Genomic DNA, 15,797 nt, shown 5'->3' with positions numbered 1-15,797 from the left:
TCAGGTGCCGAGAAGCACGCTGACGCGCCGCTGAAGGGATTCGGGCTGCACCTCGGCGCGGGGCATCGCGCTGCCGACGCGGAGCCCGACGCGGCTGAAGAGGCCGCGCCGGAACGGCCGCACCATCGCCACCTGCTGGCCGTCGCGCTGCTCGATCCGGCTGAAGTAGGAGCCCCAGAGATTGGTCAGCGCCATCGGCACCACCGGCGGCTCCATGCCTTCGGCGCGCGCGGCCTCGATGATCTTCATCACGCCGCCCTTGAAGGGCTGCAGGCTGCCGTCGCGCGTGATCGCGCCCTCGGGAAAGATCGCCAGCAAGTCGCCCTCGCGCAGCACCTGAACGGCGTCGGCGAAGGCCTGCTCGTAGGCCGCCGGGTCTTCCTTCTGGGGCGCGATCGGGATCGCCTTGGCGAGCCGGAACAGCCAGCCGAGCACCGGCACGCGGAAGATCCGGTGGTCCATGATGAAGCGGATCGGGCGCGGGCTGGCGGCCATGAGCAGCACCGCATCGATGAAGCTGACGTGGTTGCAGACCAGCACCGCGGCGCCCTCCTCCGGAATGTGCTCCTGGCCCTGGATGTCGAAGCGGTAGACGAAGCGCGACAGCACCCAGGCCACGAAACGCAGCAGGTACTCGGGAACCAGCATGAAGATGTAGAAGGCGACCACGGCGTTGGCGATGCCGGTGAACAGGAAGATCTGCGGGATCGTGAAGCCGGCCTTGAGCAGCACCCCGGCGATGACCGAGCTGGCGATCATGAAGAGCGCGTTCAGGATGTTGTTCGCCGCGATGATGCGGGCCCGGTGGGTGGGCTGGCTGCGCATCTGGATCAGCGCATACATCGGCACGCTGTAGAGCCCGGCGAACAGCGACAGCAGGCCCAGGTCGGCCATCACGCGCCAGTGCGCCGGCTGGGCCGTGAAGGTGCCCAGCCCCATCTGCGCGGCGGCCGGCAGCCCCCGCGAGGCGAAGTACAGGTCGATCGCGAACACGCTCATGCCGATCGCACCGAGCGGCACCAGGCCGATCTCGACCTGGCGGCGGCTGAGCGTCTCGCACAGCAGCGAGCCGGCGCCGATGCCGACCGAGAACACCACCAGCAGCAGCGAGGCCACCTGCTCGTCGCCGTGCAGCACCTCCTTGGCGAAGCTCGGGAACTGGGCCAGGAAGACCGCGCCGAAGAACCACATCCACGAGATGCCCAGCAGCGAGCGGAACACCACCACGTTGCCATGCGCCAGCTTCAGGTTGCGCCAGGTCTCGCTGACCGGGTTCCAGTTGATCTTCAGGCCCGGGTCGATGGCCGGCGCCGGCGGGATCGCCTGCGCCACCGCGCGGCCGGCCAGCGCCAGCAGCAGGCAGGCCACGGCCACCGTCGCATGGCCGACCTGCGGCAGGGCCACCAGCAGCCCGCCGGCCACCTGGCCGAGCAGGATGGCGACGAAGGTGCCCATCTCGACCATGCCGTTGCCGCCGGTCAGTTCGCGTGGCGCCAGCACCTGCGGCAGATAGGCGAACTTGACCGGGCCGAACAGGGTCGAGTGCAGCCCCATCAGGAAGACGCAGGCGAGCAGCACCCCGGCGTCGGCCCGCAGGAAGCCCCAGGCCGCGATCGCCATGATCGCGATCTCGAGGTTCTTGACGAAGCGGATCATCTTCGTCTTGTCGTGCTTGTCGGTGAGCTGTCCCGCGGTGGCGGAAAACAGCAGGAAAGGCAGGATGAACAGCGCCCCGATCGCCAGCCCGGCCATCGCCGGGGGCATCCAGGCCAGCTGCAGCTGGTAGGTCACCATCACCGTGAAGGCGAACTTGAACAGGTTGTCGTTGGCGGCACCGGCGAACTGGGTCCAGAAAAAGGGCGCGAAGCGCCGCTGCCGCAACAGCGCGAACTGGTTGGCGTGGCCTTCGGGCAGGCGGGTGGAGGCAGCTTCGGTGGTGGGCGTCATGTTTCAGGTGGAGGCGGCGGAGCGCGTTCGCAGGGAAGCGGCGTGCGAATTGTGCCGCAGCGTCCGCCGCCCCATCACCTGCAGGGCGTGCAGCACCGGCAGCGCCGCCAGGGCCGCCGTCAGGTGCTTCAGGCTGTGGCCCGACACCAGGTGCCGGGTGGCCTCGAAGATGGCGTGGTCCGCGAGCTCGAACAGCTTCGCCAGGGCATAGAAGAACACCACCCAGCCGAGCTTGAGGCCGATCGCCCCCGCTACCGGCCGACACAGCGCCAGCGCCAGCACCAGTGCCATGCCGCCGAACTGCACCACGGCCCAAGGCAAGGCGTTGCCGTACTTTTGGCAGACCGCCGCCGCCAGCAGCCCGCCCCCGAGCGTGAACCAGGCGGCCGGCCAGCCGGCGCGGGCGCTGACCCGTTCGCAGACCGCGAAGCCGACCAGGCCCGAGAAGGCCACCGCCATGCCGGCGCGGTCCGCGGCCAGCCGCAGGTCGTCGGGCTGCAGGTGATAGAAGGCCGAGCCGAGCGCGGTCAGGATCAGGCCGGCGAAGAACATCCAGGCGCAGTCCAGCGCATTGAAGGGCGGCAGCGCGAGCGCCTGGGGCAGCGGCGCGGCGTCCTGCAGCCGCTCGTGGGCACGGTCCAGCCAATGCAGCCAGCGCAGGCCCCAGATGCCCAGCACCGCGAAAGGCAGGTTGCTCAGCACGTCCATGGCGTTCGGCAGCGTGCGCCAGGACTGGCCATCGGCGAAGGGCGCGCCGCCCAGCGCCGGGGCCGCGACCGAGGGCCCGAGCACCGCGGCGCTGACCAGCAGCAGGGCCAGCGCGAGCAGGGAATGTTCACGACGGGTGAGCGACGGCAGGGACGGCAGGGACATGGCAGGCTCCGATGGGTGCGCGTGGGAGCTGAATCTAGGTTGTCAACCCACCGGCCGGCATCGAGAATCGATACGGAGCACTTTTTCACCACTTCGGGTATCAATCCGCAATACTTCCTCCGCCCATGAGTACCACTGTCGACCTGGTCAATGCCCTCAAGAACGAGCTCAAGTCCGCCCACATGACCTATGCCGACCTGGCCAAGTCGCTGGACATGGCCGAGTCCAGCGTCAAGCGGATGCTGGCCAAGGGCGACATGCCGCTGACCCGGGTCGACGCCATCTGCCGGGCCCTGAAGATCGACTTCGCCGAACTGGCACGCCGGGTGGCCGACGCCCAGCCGCTGCTCAAGGAGCTCACGCTCGAACAGGAAAAGGCCGTGGTCAAGGACAAGAAGCTGCTGCTGCTGGCGATCTGCGTGCTGAGCCAGTGGACGCTGGAGCAGATCGTCGGCGCCTACCGGATCACCGAGGCCGAGTGCATCGGCCACCTGGCCCAGCTGGACCGCATCGGCATCATCGAGCTGCGGCCGCTGAACCGCTACCGGCTCAAGCTCGCCAAGACCTTTCGCTGGCGGCCGCACGGGCCGGTGATGGACTTCTTCCGCGAGAACGTGGTGCTCGACTACTACCGCGGCGGCTTCGACGGCCCGGCCGAAGGGCTGCTGCTGGTGCACGGATCGATCAGCAAGTCGCTGGCGCCGGCCTTCCTCGACCGGCTCCAGCGGGTGGCGCAGGACTTCGCCCAGCAGCACCAGACCGACCAGAAGCTGTCGCCCAAGGAGCGCGAGGGCTACACGCTGCTGCTGGGCATGCGCAACTGGGAGTTCGAACTGTTCACCCGCCTGCGCCGGGCCTGAAAACACACGAAACCGGTTTCTTCTGTAAGATTCGCCCAGCAGAAAAGCGGACGCATCCGTCCCACCGATGGCGCAATCTCCCATGAACGCTCAGGTGAACCGCCCCCGCAGCGGTTCAGACACTGCCTTATTCGTGATCAATCGCCGACTGGAGAGTCACCACGCCACGTGGTGCACCGAAGGAGCAAACCCGTTGCCGGTCGCAGCGCGGTGAAACTCTCAGGTAACAGAGACAGGGGGAGCGGCATTCTGAACCCCGGGTCTTGCCGCTTGCCACAGTAAGCGCTAACGCCCGCCGTTCATGCCCTCCCACAAGGATTCGGACATGCGCGTGGTTGTACTTGGCGCCGGCTTGCTCGGCGTGACTTCGGCCTATTACCTGCAACAGCTGGGCCACGAAGTGATCGTGGTGGATCGGCACGCGACACCAGCGGCCAAGGCGCGCGGCGTCGCTGCCGCCCGTCCCGGCGCGGCGACTGCGACCGCGCCGCCGAAGCGGCGCGGCAAGAAGCTCTCGACACTGCGCAGCCGCATCCGCCGCGGCTTTGCCCGCCTGATCGACCGCGCCGTCGGCACGCCGCCGAAGCGCGATCCGCTCGATCACCTGGTGCGCCTGGCCGCCTACAGCCGCAAGAGCGCGCGCCTCCTGGGCGACGAAACCGGCGTGCCGCACGGCGCCCGCACGGCCGGCCTCATGAACCTGTTCACCGACCCCGAGGCCTTTCGGACCCGGATGGCGAACGCCACCCACTGGTCGGGGCTGGGCTGCGAGGAGCGGCTGCTGTCGGTCGACGAGGCCATCGGCCTGGAACCGGCGCTGGCGGCCATGCGCAGCAAGCTGGTCGGGGCCACCTACGCGCAAGAGGATCCGGCGCGCGACCCGGCCCAGTTCGCCGCCGGCCTGGTCTTCCTGTGCCGCGCCGCCGGGGTGCGCTTCATGACCCGCCACACGGTGGTCGCGCTCAAGGAGCAGGACGGTCGCATCGACCATGTCGAGTTGCTCGATGGCGCCGGCCGGACCACCACCTTGCGCGGCCAGGCCTACGTGCTGGCGCTGGGTGCGGCCAGCGTGCCGCACGCGGAAGACCTCGGCATCGACATGCCGCTGCGCTTCGTGCGCGAATACATCGTCACGATGCCGATCCTGGATCCCGCCATGGCGCCGCGCATCGCGCTGCGCGACCGCCAGGGCAAGCTGCGTATCGTGCGGATCGAAACCCCGGCCGGCGACCAGTTGCGGATCCACGCGATCGTGATGGCCGGACTCGACGAGGAGGCCGAACCCGACTCCGACCGCTTCCAGGCGATCGTGCGCCGCACCGAGATGCTGCTGCCCGGCGTGGCCGACGCCAGCCGGGCCAGCTTCGACACGGCGATGCACGCGGTCAGCACCAACCGGCTGCCGATGATCGGCAAGACCCGGCTGCCCAACCTGTTCCTGAACACCGCGCCCGGCACCCGCACCTGGATCCACGCCTGCGGCGCCGGCAAGTCGATCGCGCGCATCGTCAGCGGCCTGCGGCCCGAACTCGACTTCGCGTTCCGGCGCCCTTAGAATCCGCCCACTGCAGGAGAGCGGGCCCACGGGCCCCACCGAAGGCGCAAACTCCCATAAACGCTCAGGTCGGCCCACGTGATGGGCCTGTACTGCACCAACTGTCAAAGCCGTCTGGAGAGCCATCGCGCCCGCGCGTGATGCACCGAAGGAGCAAACCCGCTGCGGGCGCAGCGGGTGAATCTCTCAGGTACCGAGGACAGGGGGAGCGGCAACTTGGACTTCCGGTCCGGTTGCCTTCGTTCCCGTCGGCAATCCGAACCGTCGCGTCCGAGCGCTGCAACCTTCAAGGGTTCTCGATATGCGCGTGATCGTTCTTGGCGCCGGCCTGCTCGGCGTGACCTCGGCCTACTACCTCCAGCAACTCGGCCACGAAGTGACCGTCATCGACCGCCAGGCCACGCCGGCGGCGGAAACCAGCTTCGCCAACGGCGGCCAGATTTCGGTCAGCCATGCCGAGCCCTGGGCCAATCCGGGCGCGCCGCTCAAGGTGCTGCAATGGCTGGGCAAGGAAGACGCCCCCCTGCTGTTCCGCATCCGCGCCGACATGCGCCAGTGGCTCTGGGGCCTGCAGTTCCTGCGCGAATGCACGCCGGCACGCACGCGCCACAACATCGAGCAGATCGTGCGCCTGGGCACCTACAGCCGCGACACGCTGCAGCAGCTGCGGCGCGACACCGGCCTGGCCTACGACCAGCGCACCCAGGGCATCCTGCACTTCTACACGACGCAAAAGGAGTTCGACGCCGCGCTGGCGCCAGCCGAGCAGATGCGCGCGCTCGGCTGCGACCGGCGCGTGATTTCGGCCGACGAGGCGGTGAAGCTCGAGCCCGCGCTGGCCCACATCCGCCCGCAGCTGGCCGGTGCGACCTACACGGCGGAAGACGAATCGGGCGATGCCAACCGCTTCGCGCGCGAGCTGGTCAAGCTGGCCGAGACGGCCGGCGTGCGCTTTCTCATGAGCCACACGGTGACCGCGCTGCGCGAGGCCGGCGGCACCATCGACCATGTCGAGGCGACCGACAGCGAAGGCCGCTTCCAGCGCATCCGCGGCGATGCCTTCGTGCTGGCGATGGGCTCGCTGAGCCCGCTCTATGCGGCGCCGCTGGGCATCCGGCTGCCGATCTATCCGGCCAAGGGCTATTCGGTCACGATGCCGGTCAAGGACGCGTCCAGGGCGCACCAGGTCTCGCTGACCGACGACGAGTTCAAGCTGGTGTTCTCGCGCTACACCTCGGCCGGCGGCGACCGGCTGCGGATCGCCGGCACCGCCGAGCTCAACGGCTACGACCGCGACCTGAACCGGGTGCGCTGCGAGGCGATCGTGCGGCGCGTCGAGCAATTGTTCCCCGGTGCCGGCGACGCATCCGAAGCACAGTTCTGGACCGGACTGCGCCCGGCGACGCCGAGCAACGTGCCGCTGATCGGCGCCACCCGGCTGCCGAACCTGTTCCTGAACACCGGCCACGGCACGCTGGGCTGGACCCACGCCTGCGGCTCGGGCAAGTCGATCGCGCGGATCGTGAGCGGGCTGAAGCCGGAAGTCGATTTTGCGTTCACCGGGCTGCGCGCCGCGGCTCAATCCCCCGCGGTGAAGACGGTCAGCACGCCGGTGTAGCCGTAGAGGTGATTGCGGGCGATCTCGCCGGCGGCGAAAAAGCCGACCAGCGGGACGTCGCCGAGGGCATGGCGCACGATCTGCAGCTCGGCACCGGGCGCGCCGAAATGCGGGCCGCCGCGGCCCGAACAGCTGACGTAGATGGCGCCCGCGATGCGGCGCGCCGGATGCGGCGCGGCCTCGGCCTCGCCGGCCGCGACTTCGCGCGCGGTGGCGAGCGTCTGCTCCTGCGGCTCCAGCTCCTCGCGGATCTCCGCGCAGACGCGCATCAGGTCGGCCCGCGCGGCCTGCGCGTTGCGGCGGCAGAAGCTCAGGCGCATCCCGGCCTCGGCGTTGTCGGCGATCGCCACGCCGCGACGCGTCGGGTCGAGGCCGATGATGTGGCGCACCCGGACGTCGGCGCCGAGATCGCCGGTGCGCCGGACGCCGTCGCTGCCGGCCTCGACCAGTCCGACCAGGGTGGCGCGGACCGCGTCGATCGCCTGCTCGGGGGCATCGAGCGAGACCCGCAGGTCGGCCAGCAGCACGTCGAGCGCGGGCTGGCCATCGAGCGCCAGCAGCAGGTTGCCGTCGGCCTCGGTGATCTCGCGTTCGCGCGAGACCGGCTGGCAGCCCTGGGTCACGCGCGAGACCAGCCGTACGCCCTCGCCGAACACCACGCCCGACAGGCCGCCCGAGAACACGCCGCCGACCGCGCCGTGGCCGCGGATGTTGCCATTGCCGCCGATCGCGAACTGCAGCGAGCCGACCCGCCCGGAGGACAGGCCGCCGAACAAATAACCGGTGTCGGTGCGGTCCGCCATCTCGGCGATCAGTTCGCCGAGTTCGGGTGTCCGCGGGTCGGCATGGACCAGTGCCGTGTGGGCCGCGAAGCCGCTCATTTCGGAGCTGGCCAGCGGCGCCACGCCGGAAAACACCCGGTACTGGTCGCTCGGCAGCTCGCACAGCATCACGCTGAGCGCCGGCTCGTCGAAGTACTCGGCGTTGTTGGCGGCCACGCCCACGCCCACCGTCCCGGTCCAGTCGGTGATCTCGGGCAGCTCGGCGCCCAGGTGATCGAGGATCTCCTGGGCATCTTCCCCGTAGTGGTCGGTGATGTAGAGCAGGCCCAGCGACGGCGCGCGGGCGTAGTCCGGCAGCGCCATCTGCGCCCGCAGCTGCGCCAGCACCAGGCCGGCCGCCATGCGCCATTGCGGATGGGTGGCGTGCCCGCTCGGAAACAGCTTCATGGCTGGCCTTTCAGCCCGCGCGCTTGCGCGCCGGCGCAGGTCGCTTGGCGGACGCACTGGCGCCGCGGCGCGTGGCCGGCGCCTTCTTGGCGGCGGCGGCCGGCCGCTCGGCGGCCCGGGCCGTTGCGGACGCAGCGCCAGAGCCCGCGTGATCGCCCAGCGGCTGCGGCATCACCGGCATCTTGAGCTGGGAGGCTTCCTGCAGCGCCGAACTGGCGATCTGCTGGAACTGCTGGGTCAACGCACCCCACCACTGGACCGGATCGACGACGCCAGCCGAGTCTTGGGCGGCGGCGGCCTTGGCGCGCTTCGGCGCCGGTGGCTCTTCGGCCTCCGGCTGCGCTTCGGGTTCGGGTTCGGGTTCGGGTTCGGGCGCGGCGGTCGGGGCCGGCCGGGTGAAGGCGTTGGCGAGGTCTTCCATGCGGACGTTCATGCCGCGCAAGGTCGAGAGCGTCATCTTCTGCACCTCGAGCGCCTGGATGGTCGCCTTCAGCGCGTGGCCGTTCTGCTCGAGCCAATACTGCACGGTCTTGAGCTCCTGGATGCGCTTGTCGACCTCTTCGACGCTCAGCGTCGGCGCCACCCAGCTCGACAGGCTCGGCAGGCCGGGCACGGCGCCGGGCGAAGCGCTGGCGCCGCCCGTCAGATTCTTGAGGAAGTCGAAGCCCGGAACGAACTGACTGAAGGCGAAGGGCTTGCTGGCGTCGCTCATGGCGTGCTCCGGGTCTGTGTTTGTTGTCCGGGCAGCTTACTCCAAGCGTCAGGGCTTTTGGGGTGCCCGGCTGCATCCGGCACTCGCCATGAGGGCCCGGCTTGTGGACAATGCCCAAACAGACACAGAAAGACACATGTCCATCTTCCATCTCGCCTTCCATGTCCGCGATCTCGACCAGGCGCGCCGCTTCTACGGCGGCGTGCTGGGCTGCGCAGAAGGCCGCAGCACCGACACCTGGGTCGACTTCGATTTCTTCGGCCACCAGATCTCGCTGCATCTCGGCGAGCCCTTCGCCACCGCGCGCACCGGCCGCGTGGGCGAGGTGATGGTGCCGATGCCGCATTTCGGCATCGTGCTCGAGCTGCCGGCCTGGCAGGAACTGGCGAAGCGGCTCGAGGCGTCGGGCATGGACTTCGTGCTCAAGCCGCAGGTGCGCTTCGAGGGCCTGCCGGGCGAGCAATGGACCATGTTCTTCTGCGACCCCTTCGGCAATCCGATCGAAGCCAAGGGCTTCCGGTCGCTGGACACCGTCTACGACGCATGAGTGTGTCGGCCGCGCCAGTCGCCCCGCCGATGCGCCTGCGCATCGGCGGCGCGGCGGCTGCGTTGCTGTTCGCCGCCACGGCCGCCCATGCGGTGCAGGACTGCGAACTCAACGGCCAGGCCGTGAACCCGGCCAACGCGGCAACCACTGCCGGCAAGACCGGCGTGATGCGCTGCAAGGACCGCGACAGCGGTCAGCTGGTCCGCGAACAGCAGGTCCAGAGCGGCACCTTCATGGGCCTGGTGCGCTTCTACGAGGACGGCAAGCTCGCCAAGGAGCACAGCCTGAACGCCCGCGGCAACATCGAAGGCCGGGCGCGCGAGTTCTCGCCCTCCGGCCAGGTGCTGCGCGACGCGACGTACGAGGACGGCCACGAGATGGGCCTGGTGCGCATCTTCTACCCGGACGGATCGCTGCGCCGCGTCACCTTCTTCGCCGATGCGGCGGGCGAGCGCGCCTCGGTCGAGTTCACCGAACGCGGCCAGCTCTCGGCGCTGCGCTGCGGCGACAAGCCGGTGCTGGCCCCCGCGGCCGACGACGCGCAGCTGTGCGGATTCGTCGGCGGCGCCTCGCGGGTCGAGCTGTTCGATGCCAGGGGCATCCTGCGCTCGCGGCTGTCCTACGTGGCCGGCAAGCGGGTGCGCAGCGAAGAGCTCTACGACAACGGCAAGCCCGCGGCCCAGGACGAGATGATGGGCAACCAGCGCATCGAACGGCGCTTTTCGTCCGAAGGCGTCAAGCGCCGCGAAGTGGTCTCGCTGCTGGGCGAGCGCGGCACGGTCCGGCAGCGCGAGCAGGAGTTCTCCGAGCGGGGGACGCTGGTGCGCGAGCAGCGCTGGAACAGCACGGGATCGCCGCTGAGCGACGAGAGCTTCTACCAGAACGGCCAGCCGCGCAGCAAGTCGGTCTATGGCGTGGACGGCAACCCGCGCCTGATCGAGGTCACCGAATACCACGACAACGGCCAGCGCGCCGCGATCGGCCGCTACCTGGCCAACGACCGTCTGCGACAGCTGCCGACCGGCACCCACCAGCGATTCAGCGACAGCGGCCTGCTCATCGCCGAATCGGTCTATGACGACAAGGGCCGCGTCACGCGCGAACGCAGCTGGGACGCCAACGGCAAGCTGGAGCGGGAGGACGAGGTGTTCGAGGATGGGTCGCGGAAGGGAAAGCCTTGATCAGTTGAGGACAGAGCAAGAACTGCTGCGCAGTCTTTGGTCTGTCCCGCAAGGTCTCAATCCAACTTGATCCCCGCCGCCTTGATGATCGGCCCCCACCGCTGCGACTCCGCCCGCGACAGCGCCGCGAACTGAGCCGGCGAGCCCGGCATCGCCTCCATGCCGAAGTCGCTGAAGCGCTTCTGCACCGCCGGCGTCGTGAAGGCACGGTTGAGATCGCCATTCAGCCGCGCGACGATCGGCGCCGGAATCCCGGCCGGCCCGACGATGCCCTGGAAGGCGAACACCTCGGAATTCGCGACGCCGACTTCGGCCAGCGTCGGCACGTCCGGCAGCAGCTTCGAGCGGCTGCCCGATCCGATCGCCAGCACGCGCACCTTCTTGCCCTGCATGATCGACAGGCCCGAGGCCAGGTCGAGGAACATCGCCGGCACCTGGCCGCCCATCACGTCGGCCATCGMCGGTGCGGCGCCGCGGTAGGGAATGTGGGTGATGAAGGTGCCGGTGCGGACCTTGAACATCTCCATCGCCAGGTGGTGCGGCGAGCCGTTGCCCGGCGAGGCGTAGTTGACCTTGCCCGGATTGGCCTTCACGTAGGCCAGGAAGGCCTTGAAGTCCTGCGCCGGAAAGTCCGGATGCACGACCAGCGCCAGCGGGAACTTGCCGATCGCGCCGATGTAGCTGAAGTCCTTCTCGGGATTGAAGGGCAGCTTGCTGAACAGGTGCTCGTTGAAGGCCAGCAGCGCGTTGTCGGCCGACATGATCGTGTAGCCGTCGGGCTTGGCCTTGGCGACCAGTTCGGCACCGATGTTGGTCGAGGCGCCGGGGCGGTTGTCGATCACGATCTGCTGGCCCAGCGTCTGCCGCATCGCCTCGGACAGGGTGCGCGCGATCACGTCGGTGCCGCCGCCGGCCGGGTACGGCACGACCCACTTGATCAGCTGGTCGGGAAAGGCGCCCTGGGCGCGCGCCCACGGTGCCGCGGCAGCGGCCGCGGTGGCAGCGAGGGTGGTGAGCAGGGTTCTGCGATCCATCGAAAGGTCTCCTGGTTTGTATGTCTTCAAATGTAAGGGCTGCGCAGAGGGCTCAGGCGGAGAGCGACGGCGTCGGCAGCCCGTCGATCGCTTGCGCGAGCGCCTCGCGGCAGCGCGCCTCGTCGCCGACCTGCTCGAACAGCAGCAGCGCGAGGCGGGCGAGGAACAGCGACTCCCGCTCGGGGCCGGCCTCGCTGATGGCGCGGGCGCATTCGGCGTAGACGCGATCACGCGCCTCGGGTGGCAGGGCAGTCGTCGTCATGCGGGCTCCTTGGGGATCAGCGCGGCCGCCCGCGCCAGGGCCCGGCGCAGCGCGCCGGGAGGCGGCCGGCGCCAACGCGCCGCCACGTGGCCGTCGGGGCGCAGCAGATAGACGGCGCCTTGCCCCGCGCCTAGCGCTTCGAACACCTGCGGGTCGGCGTCCTGCGGCGACAGCGCGCACAGCGCCACGGGCAACGGGCCGGCCTGCGCCTGCGCCACCTCGGCACGCAGGGCGTCGTCGGGCTGCGGCAGGTTCAGCAGCAGCACGGTGAAGGCCGCGCCGACCCGGTCGGTGAGGTGCGAGCCGTCGGCCAGCGCCTGCTCGGACAGGGCCTCGCCGGGCCGCGGCCCCTGCGCCAGTTCGTCGCCCGGGCTCGACAGCATCGAGCCCTCGTAGCCCACGGCCTGGGTCTGGCGCGGATTGATCAGGTTGGCGATGCCGCGGTGCGCGCCCGCGAGCGACAGCGCCGCCTCGCGCAGCAGGTCGAAGCCACGCGAGGGCGGCGACATGAACTCGGTGCTGCGCATCGCGTTCTCGGCATTGATGTGGAAGGCCGCGATGCGCTCCTGCGAATAGCTGTCGAGCAGCGACGCATCGGACACGCCGCGCGCCACCAGCGCCAGCTTCCAGGCCAGGTTGTCAGCGTCGTCGAAGCCCGAATTGAGCCCGCGAACGCCGAAGATCGGCATCGCATGGGCCGCGTTGCCGGCGAACACGACCCGGCCGTGGCGATAGCTTTCGAGCGTCATCGCGCCGGCGCGGTAGACCGAGGTCCATACCGTGTGCCAGGGCAGGTGGCCTTCGCCGATCGCATCGAGGTGGCGCTGCACGAATTCCTGCACCGCCGCGGGCTGCAAGGCCTCCTCGGTGCTCTGGCCGGCGCGCAGCTGGTAGTCGATGCGCCAGATGTCGTCGGGCTGCTTGTGCATCAGCACCGTCGAGCCGGGGTTCCACGGCGGGTCGAACCAGGCGCGGCGTTCGGTCGGATGGCCGCTGTGCAGCTCGATGTCGATGATCACGTAGCGGCCTTCGTAGCCGGTGCCGACCAGCTCGAGGCCAAGCGACTTGCGCACGAAGCTCTGGCCGCCATCGCAGGCCGCGAGCCATTGGCCGCGCAGCGCATGGTCGCCGAGCGCGTTGCGCACCGACAGCCGCAGTCCATCGGCTTCCTCCTCGATCCCGGTCAGCGTGCTGCCCCACCGGATGTCGACCAGGCCCGGCACCGCGGCGTTGCGGCGCTCGATCTCGTCCAGCAGGTACTGTTCGATGTAGTACTGCTCGAGATTGATCATCGGCGGCAGCTTCTGCAGCTCGTCGTGCGGCATCTCGAAGCGGAACACCTCTTCGGTCTTGTAGAAGCTGCGTCCGCCGGTCCAGGGCAGGCCCTTCGCCAGGAAGGCCGGCAGCGCGCCGAGGCGCTGGATGATCTCGAGGCTGCGGCGCGAGATGCAGGCCGCGCGGCTGCCGACGCAGACCGTGTCGTCGGCCTCGAGCACCACGCTGCGCACCCCATGGTTCGCGAGCCCGAGCGCGAGCGCCATGCCGACCGGGCCGCCGCCGGCGATCACCACCGGATGCATGCCGGCTTCGACGCCCCCCACCAGCGGCGGCAGCGAAGGCGCGAAGCGCGTGTAGTGGAAGGCGCCGACCGAGGGCGGCAGTTCGACGCCCGCCGGCGGGATCGGGCCGGTGGCGGCGTCGCCGGCGCGGGCGGCGGGAGGAATCGCGGCAGCGGTGTTCATGGAAGGGGATTGTCCGGATGCGGCGGCTCGCCCTTTGTCATAACTTCGTACGAAGTGATTACCCTAGGAATGCAATGAAGCGCTGGCCCGTCCGTGCCCACGACCAAGCCCTGGCGGGCCCGGTGGTCGGCAGCGTGCTGGCCGGCATCGGCACCGCCCACCTGGCCGCCAGCTACCTGGCGGCGATGCACCGGGTGCTGCCGGTGACCTTCTGCACGGTCTTCGCGGCCGGCGCCAACGGCCGCATCGAGACGATCTCGGCCGCCAGCAGCTATGGCAACACGGCGGAGCGCACCGCCGAGCGCTACGTGGCCGAGCGCTTCGACCGGCTCGACCCGCACATGGCCTGGCTGGCGGGCCGCAAGCTGCCGAAGCGGCCGCAGTTGTGGCTCGGCCACCACCGGGCCGAGGAGGTCGAAGATGCCGCCTACCGTGCCGCCTGCTACAGCGACGTCGGCATCCGCGAGCGCAGCTCGGTGCTGTTGCTGCTGCCGAGCGGCCAGCGCGCCGCGGTGAGCTTCTACCGCAGCCTGGCCCAGCCCGATTTCGGGCCGGCGGATTTCGCGCTGCTCGAAGCCCACGCCGCGCTGCTGGCCGACGCCACCGCCGCCCACGGCCGCAGCGCCGTCGCCGCCCGCGAGGCCGCGGAGCCGGCACTGGCCTCGCGCCTGCTGGCGCTGAGCCTGCGCGAGCGCGAGGTGATCGGCCACCTGCTGGCCGGCAAGACCGCCAAGGAGACGGCGCGCGAGATCGGGATCGAGCTGACGACGGTGCGCACGCACCAATACCGTGCGTTCCGTCGGCTCGGGCTGCGGACCCTCAAGGAACTGATGCGCAGCGCCTGAGCGCCGGGGCAGTGGCTAGCCCGCTGCCGCCACCACTTCCTGGTCGATCGCACCGAACACCGACTGCCCGTCCGCATCCTTCATCTCGATCCGGATGGTGTCGCCGTACTTCATGAACTCGGTGCTGGGCTGGCCGTCCTGGATGGTCTCGATGCAGCGCTTCTCGGCGATGCAGCTGTAGCCCTTGGGCCATTCCATGCGGCCCTTCTTCTCGACGCCCTTGTTGCTCACGGTGCCGCTGCCGACGATGCTGCCGGCGCGCACGTTGCGGGTCTTGGCGATGTGCGCGATCAGCTCGCCGAAGTGGAAGGTCATCTCCTCGCCCGCATCGCACATCCCGACCTTGCGGCCGTTCCACGTGCTTTGCAGCGGCAGGTGCACGCGGCCACCCTGCCAGGCCTCGCCCAGCTCGCCCGGCGTCACGGCCACCGGGCTGAAGGCGGTGGCCGGCTTGCTCTGGAAGAAGCCGAAGCCCTTGGCCAGTTCGGCCGGGATCAGGTTGCGCAGGCTGACGTCGTTGGCGAGCATCACGAGCCGGATGCCGTCCAGCGCCTGCGCCGCCGTCGCGCCCATCCTGACGTCGCCGGTGACGACCGCGATCTCGGCCTCGAAATCGATGCCGAAGGCCTCGCTGGCCACCACCACCGGATCGCAGGGACCGATGAAGTCGTCGCTGCCGCCCTGGTACATCAGCGGGTCGCTGTAGAAGCTCGCGGGCACCTCGGCGTTGCGCGCCTTGCGCACCAGTTCGACGTGGTTCAGGTAGGCCGAACCGTCGGCCCACTGGTAGGCGCGCGGCAGCGGCGCCATGCACTGCGCCGGATCGAAGGGGAACGCGTGGCGGGCCCGCCCGGCGTTGAGCGCGTCGTAGAGATCCTGCAGCTGCGGGCTCATGAAGCCCCAGTCGTCGAGCACCTGCTGCATGCGGCTGGCGATGCCGGTGGCGTAGTGGGCGCTGGCCAGGTCGCGCGAGACGACGACCAGCTGGCCGTCGCGCGAACCGTCTTTGAGGGTGGCGAGTTTCATGGGTGACGGCGGATGCCGGCAGGGCACACGCAACTAAACTGAGTGGACGGGCGGCAGTGTACCGAGGTGAACCTCCGGGCCGGCGTCCACTCCATCCTCGATGCCCTCCCCCGCCCTGTCCGTCGACCCCGGCTTTCCGCGCCCGCCCTGGCGCGGGCTGGCGCTGTTGACGGCGGCCGTGGTGCTGGTCCACCTGGCGCTGCTGGGGCTGGCGCCCCTGGGCTCGGGGCCGCGGCCCTCGCCGCTGGCCCAGACCTTCATCACGCGCAGCATCGTCATCGCGCCGCCGCCCGCCGTCGAAGCGGCCAGCGCGGCACCGCCGGCAGCCGTCCCGCCACCGCCACCCAGGCCCGCGCGGCCCCGGCC

At 69.9% G+C, this 15,797-nt stretch carries 14 protein-coding genes, 1 pseudogene and 3 riboswitches; of the genes and pseudogenes, 7 read left to right on the top strand and 8 right to left on the bottom strand.

Translation table 11 applies throughout. From position 1 onward, the window contains the following. Together AC1DF3_RS23260 and AC1DF3_RS23255 are read right to left on the bottom strand one after the other, a co-directional pair. Nucleotides 1-1,947: an MFS transporter gene (locus AC1DF3_RS23260; RefSeq protein WP_478140982.1), complete on the bottom strand. Its 1,947-nt coding sequence runs from the start codon at nt 1,945-1,947 to the stop codon at nt 1-3. Nucleotides 1,948-1,950: 3 nt separating this feature from the next. Further along, on the bottom strand, nt 1,951-2,820 hold the full coding sequence (locus tag AC1DF3_RS23255; RefSeq protein WP_478140981.1) for a hypothetical protein: 870 nt from the start codon (nt 2,818-2,820) through the stop codon (nt 1,951-1,953). Between the two features lie 125 nt (nt 2,821-2,945). Here AC1DF3_RS23255 and AC1DF3_RS23250 point away from each other — a divergent pair, with 125 nt between their 5' ends. From AC1DF3_RS23250 to AC1DF3_RS23240, 3 genes are all read left to right on the top strand, one after another. Then, nucleotides 2,946-3,680: a helix-turn-helix domain-containing protein gene (locus tag AC1DF3_RS23250; protein WP_286506498.1), complete on the top strand. Its 735-nt coding sequence runs from the start codon at nt 2,946-2,948 to the stop codon at nt 3,678-3,680. Nucleotides 3,681-3,818: 138 nt separating this feature from the next. After that, nucleotides 3,819-3,926, top strand: a riboswitch (glycine riboswitch). Between the two features lie 79 nt (nt 3,927-4,005). Continuing rightward, nucleotides 4,006-5,235, top strand: a complete 1,230-nt coding sequence (locus AC1DF3_RS23245; protein WP_478140980.1) for an FAD-dependent oxidoreductase — start codon at nt 4,006-4,008, stop codon at nt 5,233-5,235. A 3-nt stretch (nt 5,236-5,238) separates the two neighbouring features. Then, nucleotides 5,239-5,324, top strand: a riboswitch (glycine riboswitch). 15 nt (nt 5,325-5,339) lie between these two features. Then, nucleotides 5,340-5,448: riboswitch (glycine riboswitch) on the top strand. Between the two features lie 88 nt (nt 5,449-5,536). Beyond that, nucleotides 5,537-6,853, top strand: a complete 1,317-nt coding sequence (locus tag AC1DF3_RS23240) for a D-amino acid dehydrogenase (RefSeq protein ID WP_478140979.1) — start codon at nt 5,537-5,539, stop codon at nt 6,851-6,853. Here the strand turns inward: AC1DF3_RS23240 and AC1DF3_RS23235 are convergent. Continuing rightward, nucleotides 6,814-8,082, bottom strand: coding sequence for an FIST signal transduction protein (locus AC1DF3_RS23235; RefSeq protein WP_286534360.1), 1,269 nt, complete (start codon nt 8,080-8,082; stop codon nt 6,814-6,816). The two genes, AC1DF3_RS23240 and AC1DF3_RS23235, sit on opposite strands and share 40 nt — an antisense overlap. A gap of 10 nt (nt 8,083-8,092) precedes the next feature. After that, nucleotides 8,093-8,794, bottom strand: a complete 702-nt coding sequence (locus AC1DF3_RS23230; protein ID WP_478140978.1) for a PhaM family polyhydroxyalkanoate granule multifunctional regulatory protein — start codon at nt 8,792-8,794, stop codon at nt 8,093-8,095. Nucleotides 8,795-8,930: 136 nt separating this feature from the next. Here AC1DF3_RS23230 and AC1DF3_RS23225 point away from each other — a divergent pair, with 136 nt between their 5' ends. Together AC1DF3_RS23225 and AC1DF3_RS23220 are read left to right on the top strand one after the other, a co-directional pair. Continuing rightward, the gene (locus AC1DF3_RS23225; RefSeq protein WP_286521973.1) at nt 8,931-9,341 is read left to right on the top strand and encodes a VOC family protein; all 411 of its coding nucleotides are present in this window, start codon (nt 8,931-8,933) and stop codon (nt 9,339-9,341) included. Beyond that, the gene (locus AC1DF3_RS23220; RefSeq protein WP_478140977.1) at nt 9,338-10,522 is read left to right on the top strand and encodes a toxin-antitoxin system YwqK family antitoxin; all 1,185 of its coding nucleotides are present in this window, start codon (nt 9,338-9,340) and stop codon (nt 10,520-10,522) included. The genes AC1DF3_RS23225 and AC1DF3_RS23220 overlap by 4 nt, the downstream gene beginning before the upstream one ends. Nucleotides 10,523-10,578: 56 nt before the next feature. On the opposite strand, the gene AC1DF3_RS23215 is transcribed toward AC1DF3_RS23220, so the two are convergent. Genes AC1DF3_RS23215 through AC1DF3_RS23205 form a run of 3 tightly spaced genes read right to left on the bottom strand, consistent with a single transcriptional unit; the run spans nt 10,579 to nt 13,560 of the window. Further along, nucleotides 10,579-11,556, bottom strand: a complete 978-nt coding sequence (locus AC1DF3_RS23215; protein WP_478140976.1) for a Bug family tripartite tricarboxylate transporter substrate binding protein — start codon at nt 11,554-11,556, stop codon at nt 10,579-10,581. Nucleotides 11,557-11,608: 52 nt separating this feature from the next. Beyond that, a complete protein-coding gene (locus AC1DF3_RS23210) occupies nt 11,609-11,818 on the bottom strand; it encodes a DUF2783 domain-containing protein (protein WP_286534364.1) in 210 nt (69 codons plus the stop codon). Beyond that, nucleotides 11,815-13,560: an FAD-dependent monooxygenase gene (locus AC1DF3_RS23205; protein ID WP_478140975.1), complete on the bottom strand. Its 1,746-nt coding sequence runs from the start codon at nt 13,558-13,560 to the stop codon at nt 11,815-11,817. The genes AC1DF3_RS23210 and AC1DF3_RS23205 overlap by 4 nt, the downstream gene beginning before the upstream one ends. 74 nt (nt 13,561-13,634) lie before the next feature. Between AC1DF3_RS23205 and AC1DF3_RS23200 the strand changes: the two genes are divergently transcribed. Then, a complete protein-coding gene (locus AC1DF3_RS23200; protein ID WP_478140974.1) occupies nt 13,635-14,405 on the top strand; it encodes a helix-turn-helix transcriptional regulator in 771 nt (256 codons plus the stop codon). Between the two features lie 15 nt (nt 14,406-14,420). Here AC1DF3_RS23200 and AC1DF3_RS23195 read toward each other — a convergent pair whose 3' ends face one another. Then, nucleotides 14,421-15,431 carry a fumarylacetoacetate hydrolase family protein gene (locus tag AC1DF3_RS23195; RefSeq protein WP_286534367.1) on the bottom strand — a complete coding sequence of 337 codons (1,011 nt, stop codon included), beginning with the start codon at nt 15,429-15,431 and terminating at the stop codon, nt 14,421-14,423. A gap of 100 nt (nt 15,432-15,531) precedes the next feature. On the opposite strand from AC1DF3_RS23195, the pseudogene AC1DF3_RS23190 reads away from it, so the two are divergent. Continuing rightward, a pseudogene (locus tag AC1DF3_RS23190) lies at nt 15,532-15,797 on the top strand (DUF3108 domain-containing protein); the annotation flags it as partial.

The sequence above is a fragment of the Variovorax sp. 10N432 genome, from assembly GCF_056394465.1.
Note: the sequence above shows the minus strand (reverse complement) of the source record. Positions and strands in the feature narration are given on the sequence as shown.

Excerpts from the sequence above, each read along its gene's own strand:
- AC1DF3_RS23260 (WP_478140982.1), bottom strand. The coding sequence starts at position 1,947 with ATGACGCCCACCACCGAAGCTGCCTCCACCCGCCTGCCCGAAGGCCAC.
- AC1DF3_RS23255 (WP_478140981.1), bottom strand. The coding sequence starts at position 2,820 with ATGTCCCTGCCGTCCCTGCCGTCGCTCACCCGTCGTGAACATTCCCTG.
- AC1DF3_RS23250 (WP_286506498.1), top strand. The coding sequence starts at position 2,946 with ATGAGTACCACTGTCGACCTGGTCAATGCCCTCAAGAACGAGCTCAAG.
- AC1DF3_RS23245 (WP_478140980.1), top strand. The coding sequence starts at position 4,006 with ATGCGCGTGGTTGTACTTGGCGCCGGCTTGCTCGGCGTGACTTCGGCC.
- AC1DF3_RS23240 (WP_478140979.1), top strand. The coding sequence starts at position 5,537 with ATGCGCGTGATCGTTCTTGGCGCCGGCCTGCTCGGCGTGACCTCGGCC.
- AC1DF3_RS23235 (WP_286534360.1), bottom strand. The coding sequence starts at position 8,082 with ATGAAGCTGTTTCCGAGCGGGCACGCCACCCATCCGCAATGGCGCATG.
- AC1DF3_RS23230 (WP_478140978.1), bottom strand. The coding sequence starts at position 8,794 with ATGAGCGACGCCAGCAAGCCCTTCGCCTTCAGTCAGTTCGTTCCGGGC.
- AC1DF3_RS23225 (WP_286521973.1), top strand. The coding sequence starts at position 8,931 with ATGTCCATCTTCCATCTCGCCTTCCATGTCCGCGATCTCGACCAGGCG.
- AC1DF3_RS23220 (WP_478140977.1), top strand. The coding sequence starts at position 9,338 with ATGAGTGTGTCGGCCGCGCCAGTCGCCCCGCCGATGCGCCTGCGCATC.
- AC1DF3_RS23210 (WP_286534364.1), bottom strand. The coding sequence starts at position 11,818 with ATGACGACGACTGCCCTGCCACCCGAGGCGCGTGATCGCGTCTACGCC.
- AC1DF3_RS23205 (WP_478140975.1), bottom strand. The coding sequence starts at position 13,560 with ATGAACACCGCTGCCGCGATTCCTCCCGCCGCCCGCGCCGGCGACGCC.
- AC1DF3_RS23200 (WP_478140974.1), top strand. The coding sequence starts at position 13,635 with ATGAAGCGCTGGCCCGTCCGTGCCCACGACCAAGCCCTGGCGGGCCCG.
- AC1DF3_RS23195 (WP_286534367.1), bottom strand. The coding sequence starts at position 15,431 with ATGAAACTCGCCACCCTCAAAGACGGTTCGCGCGACGGCCAGCTGGTC.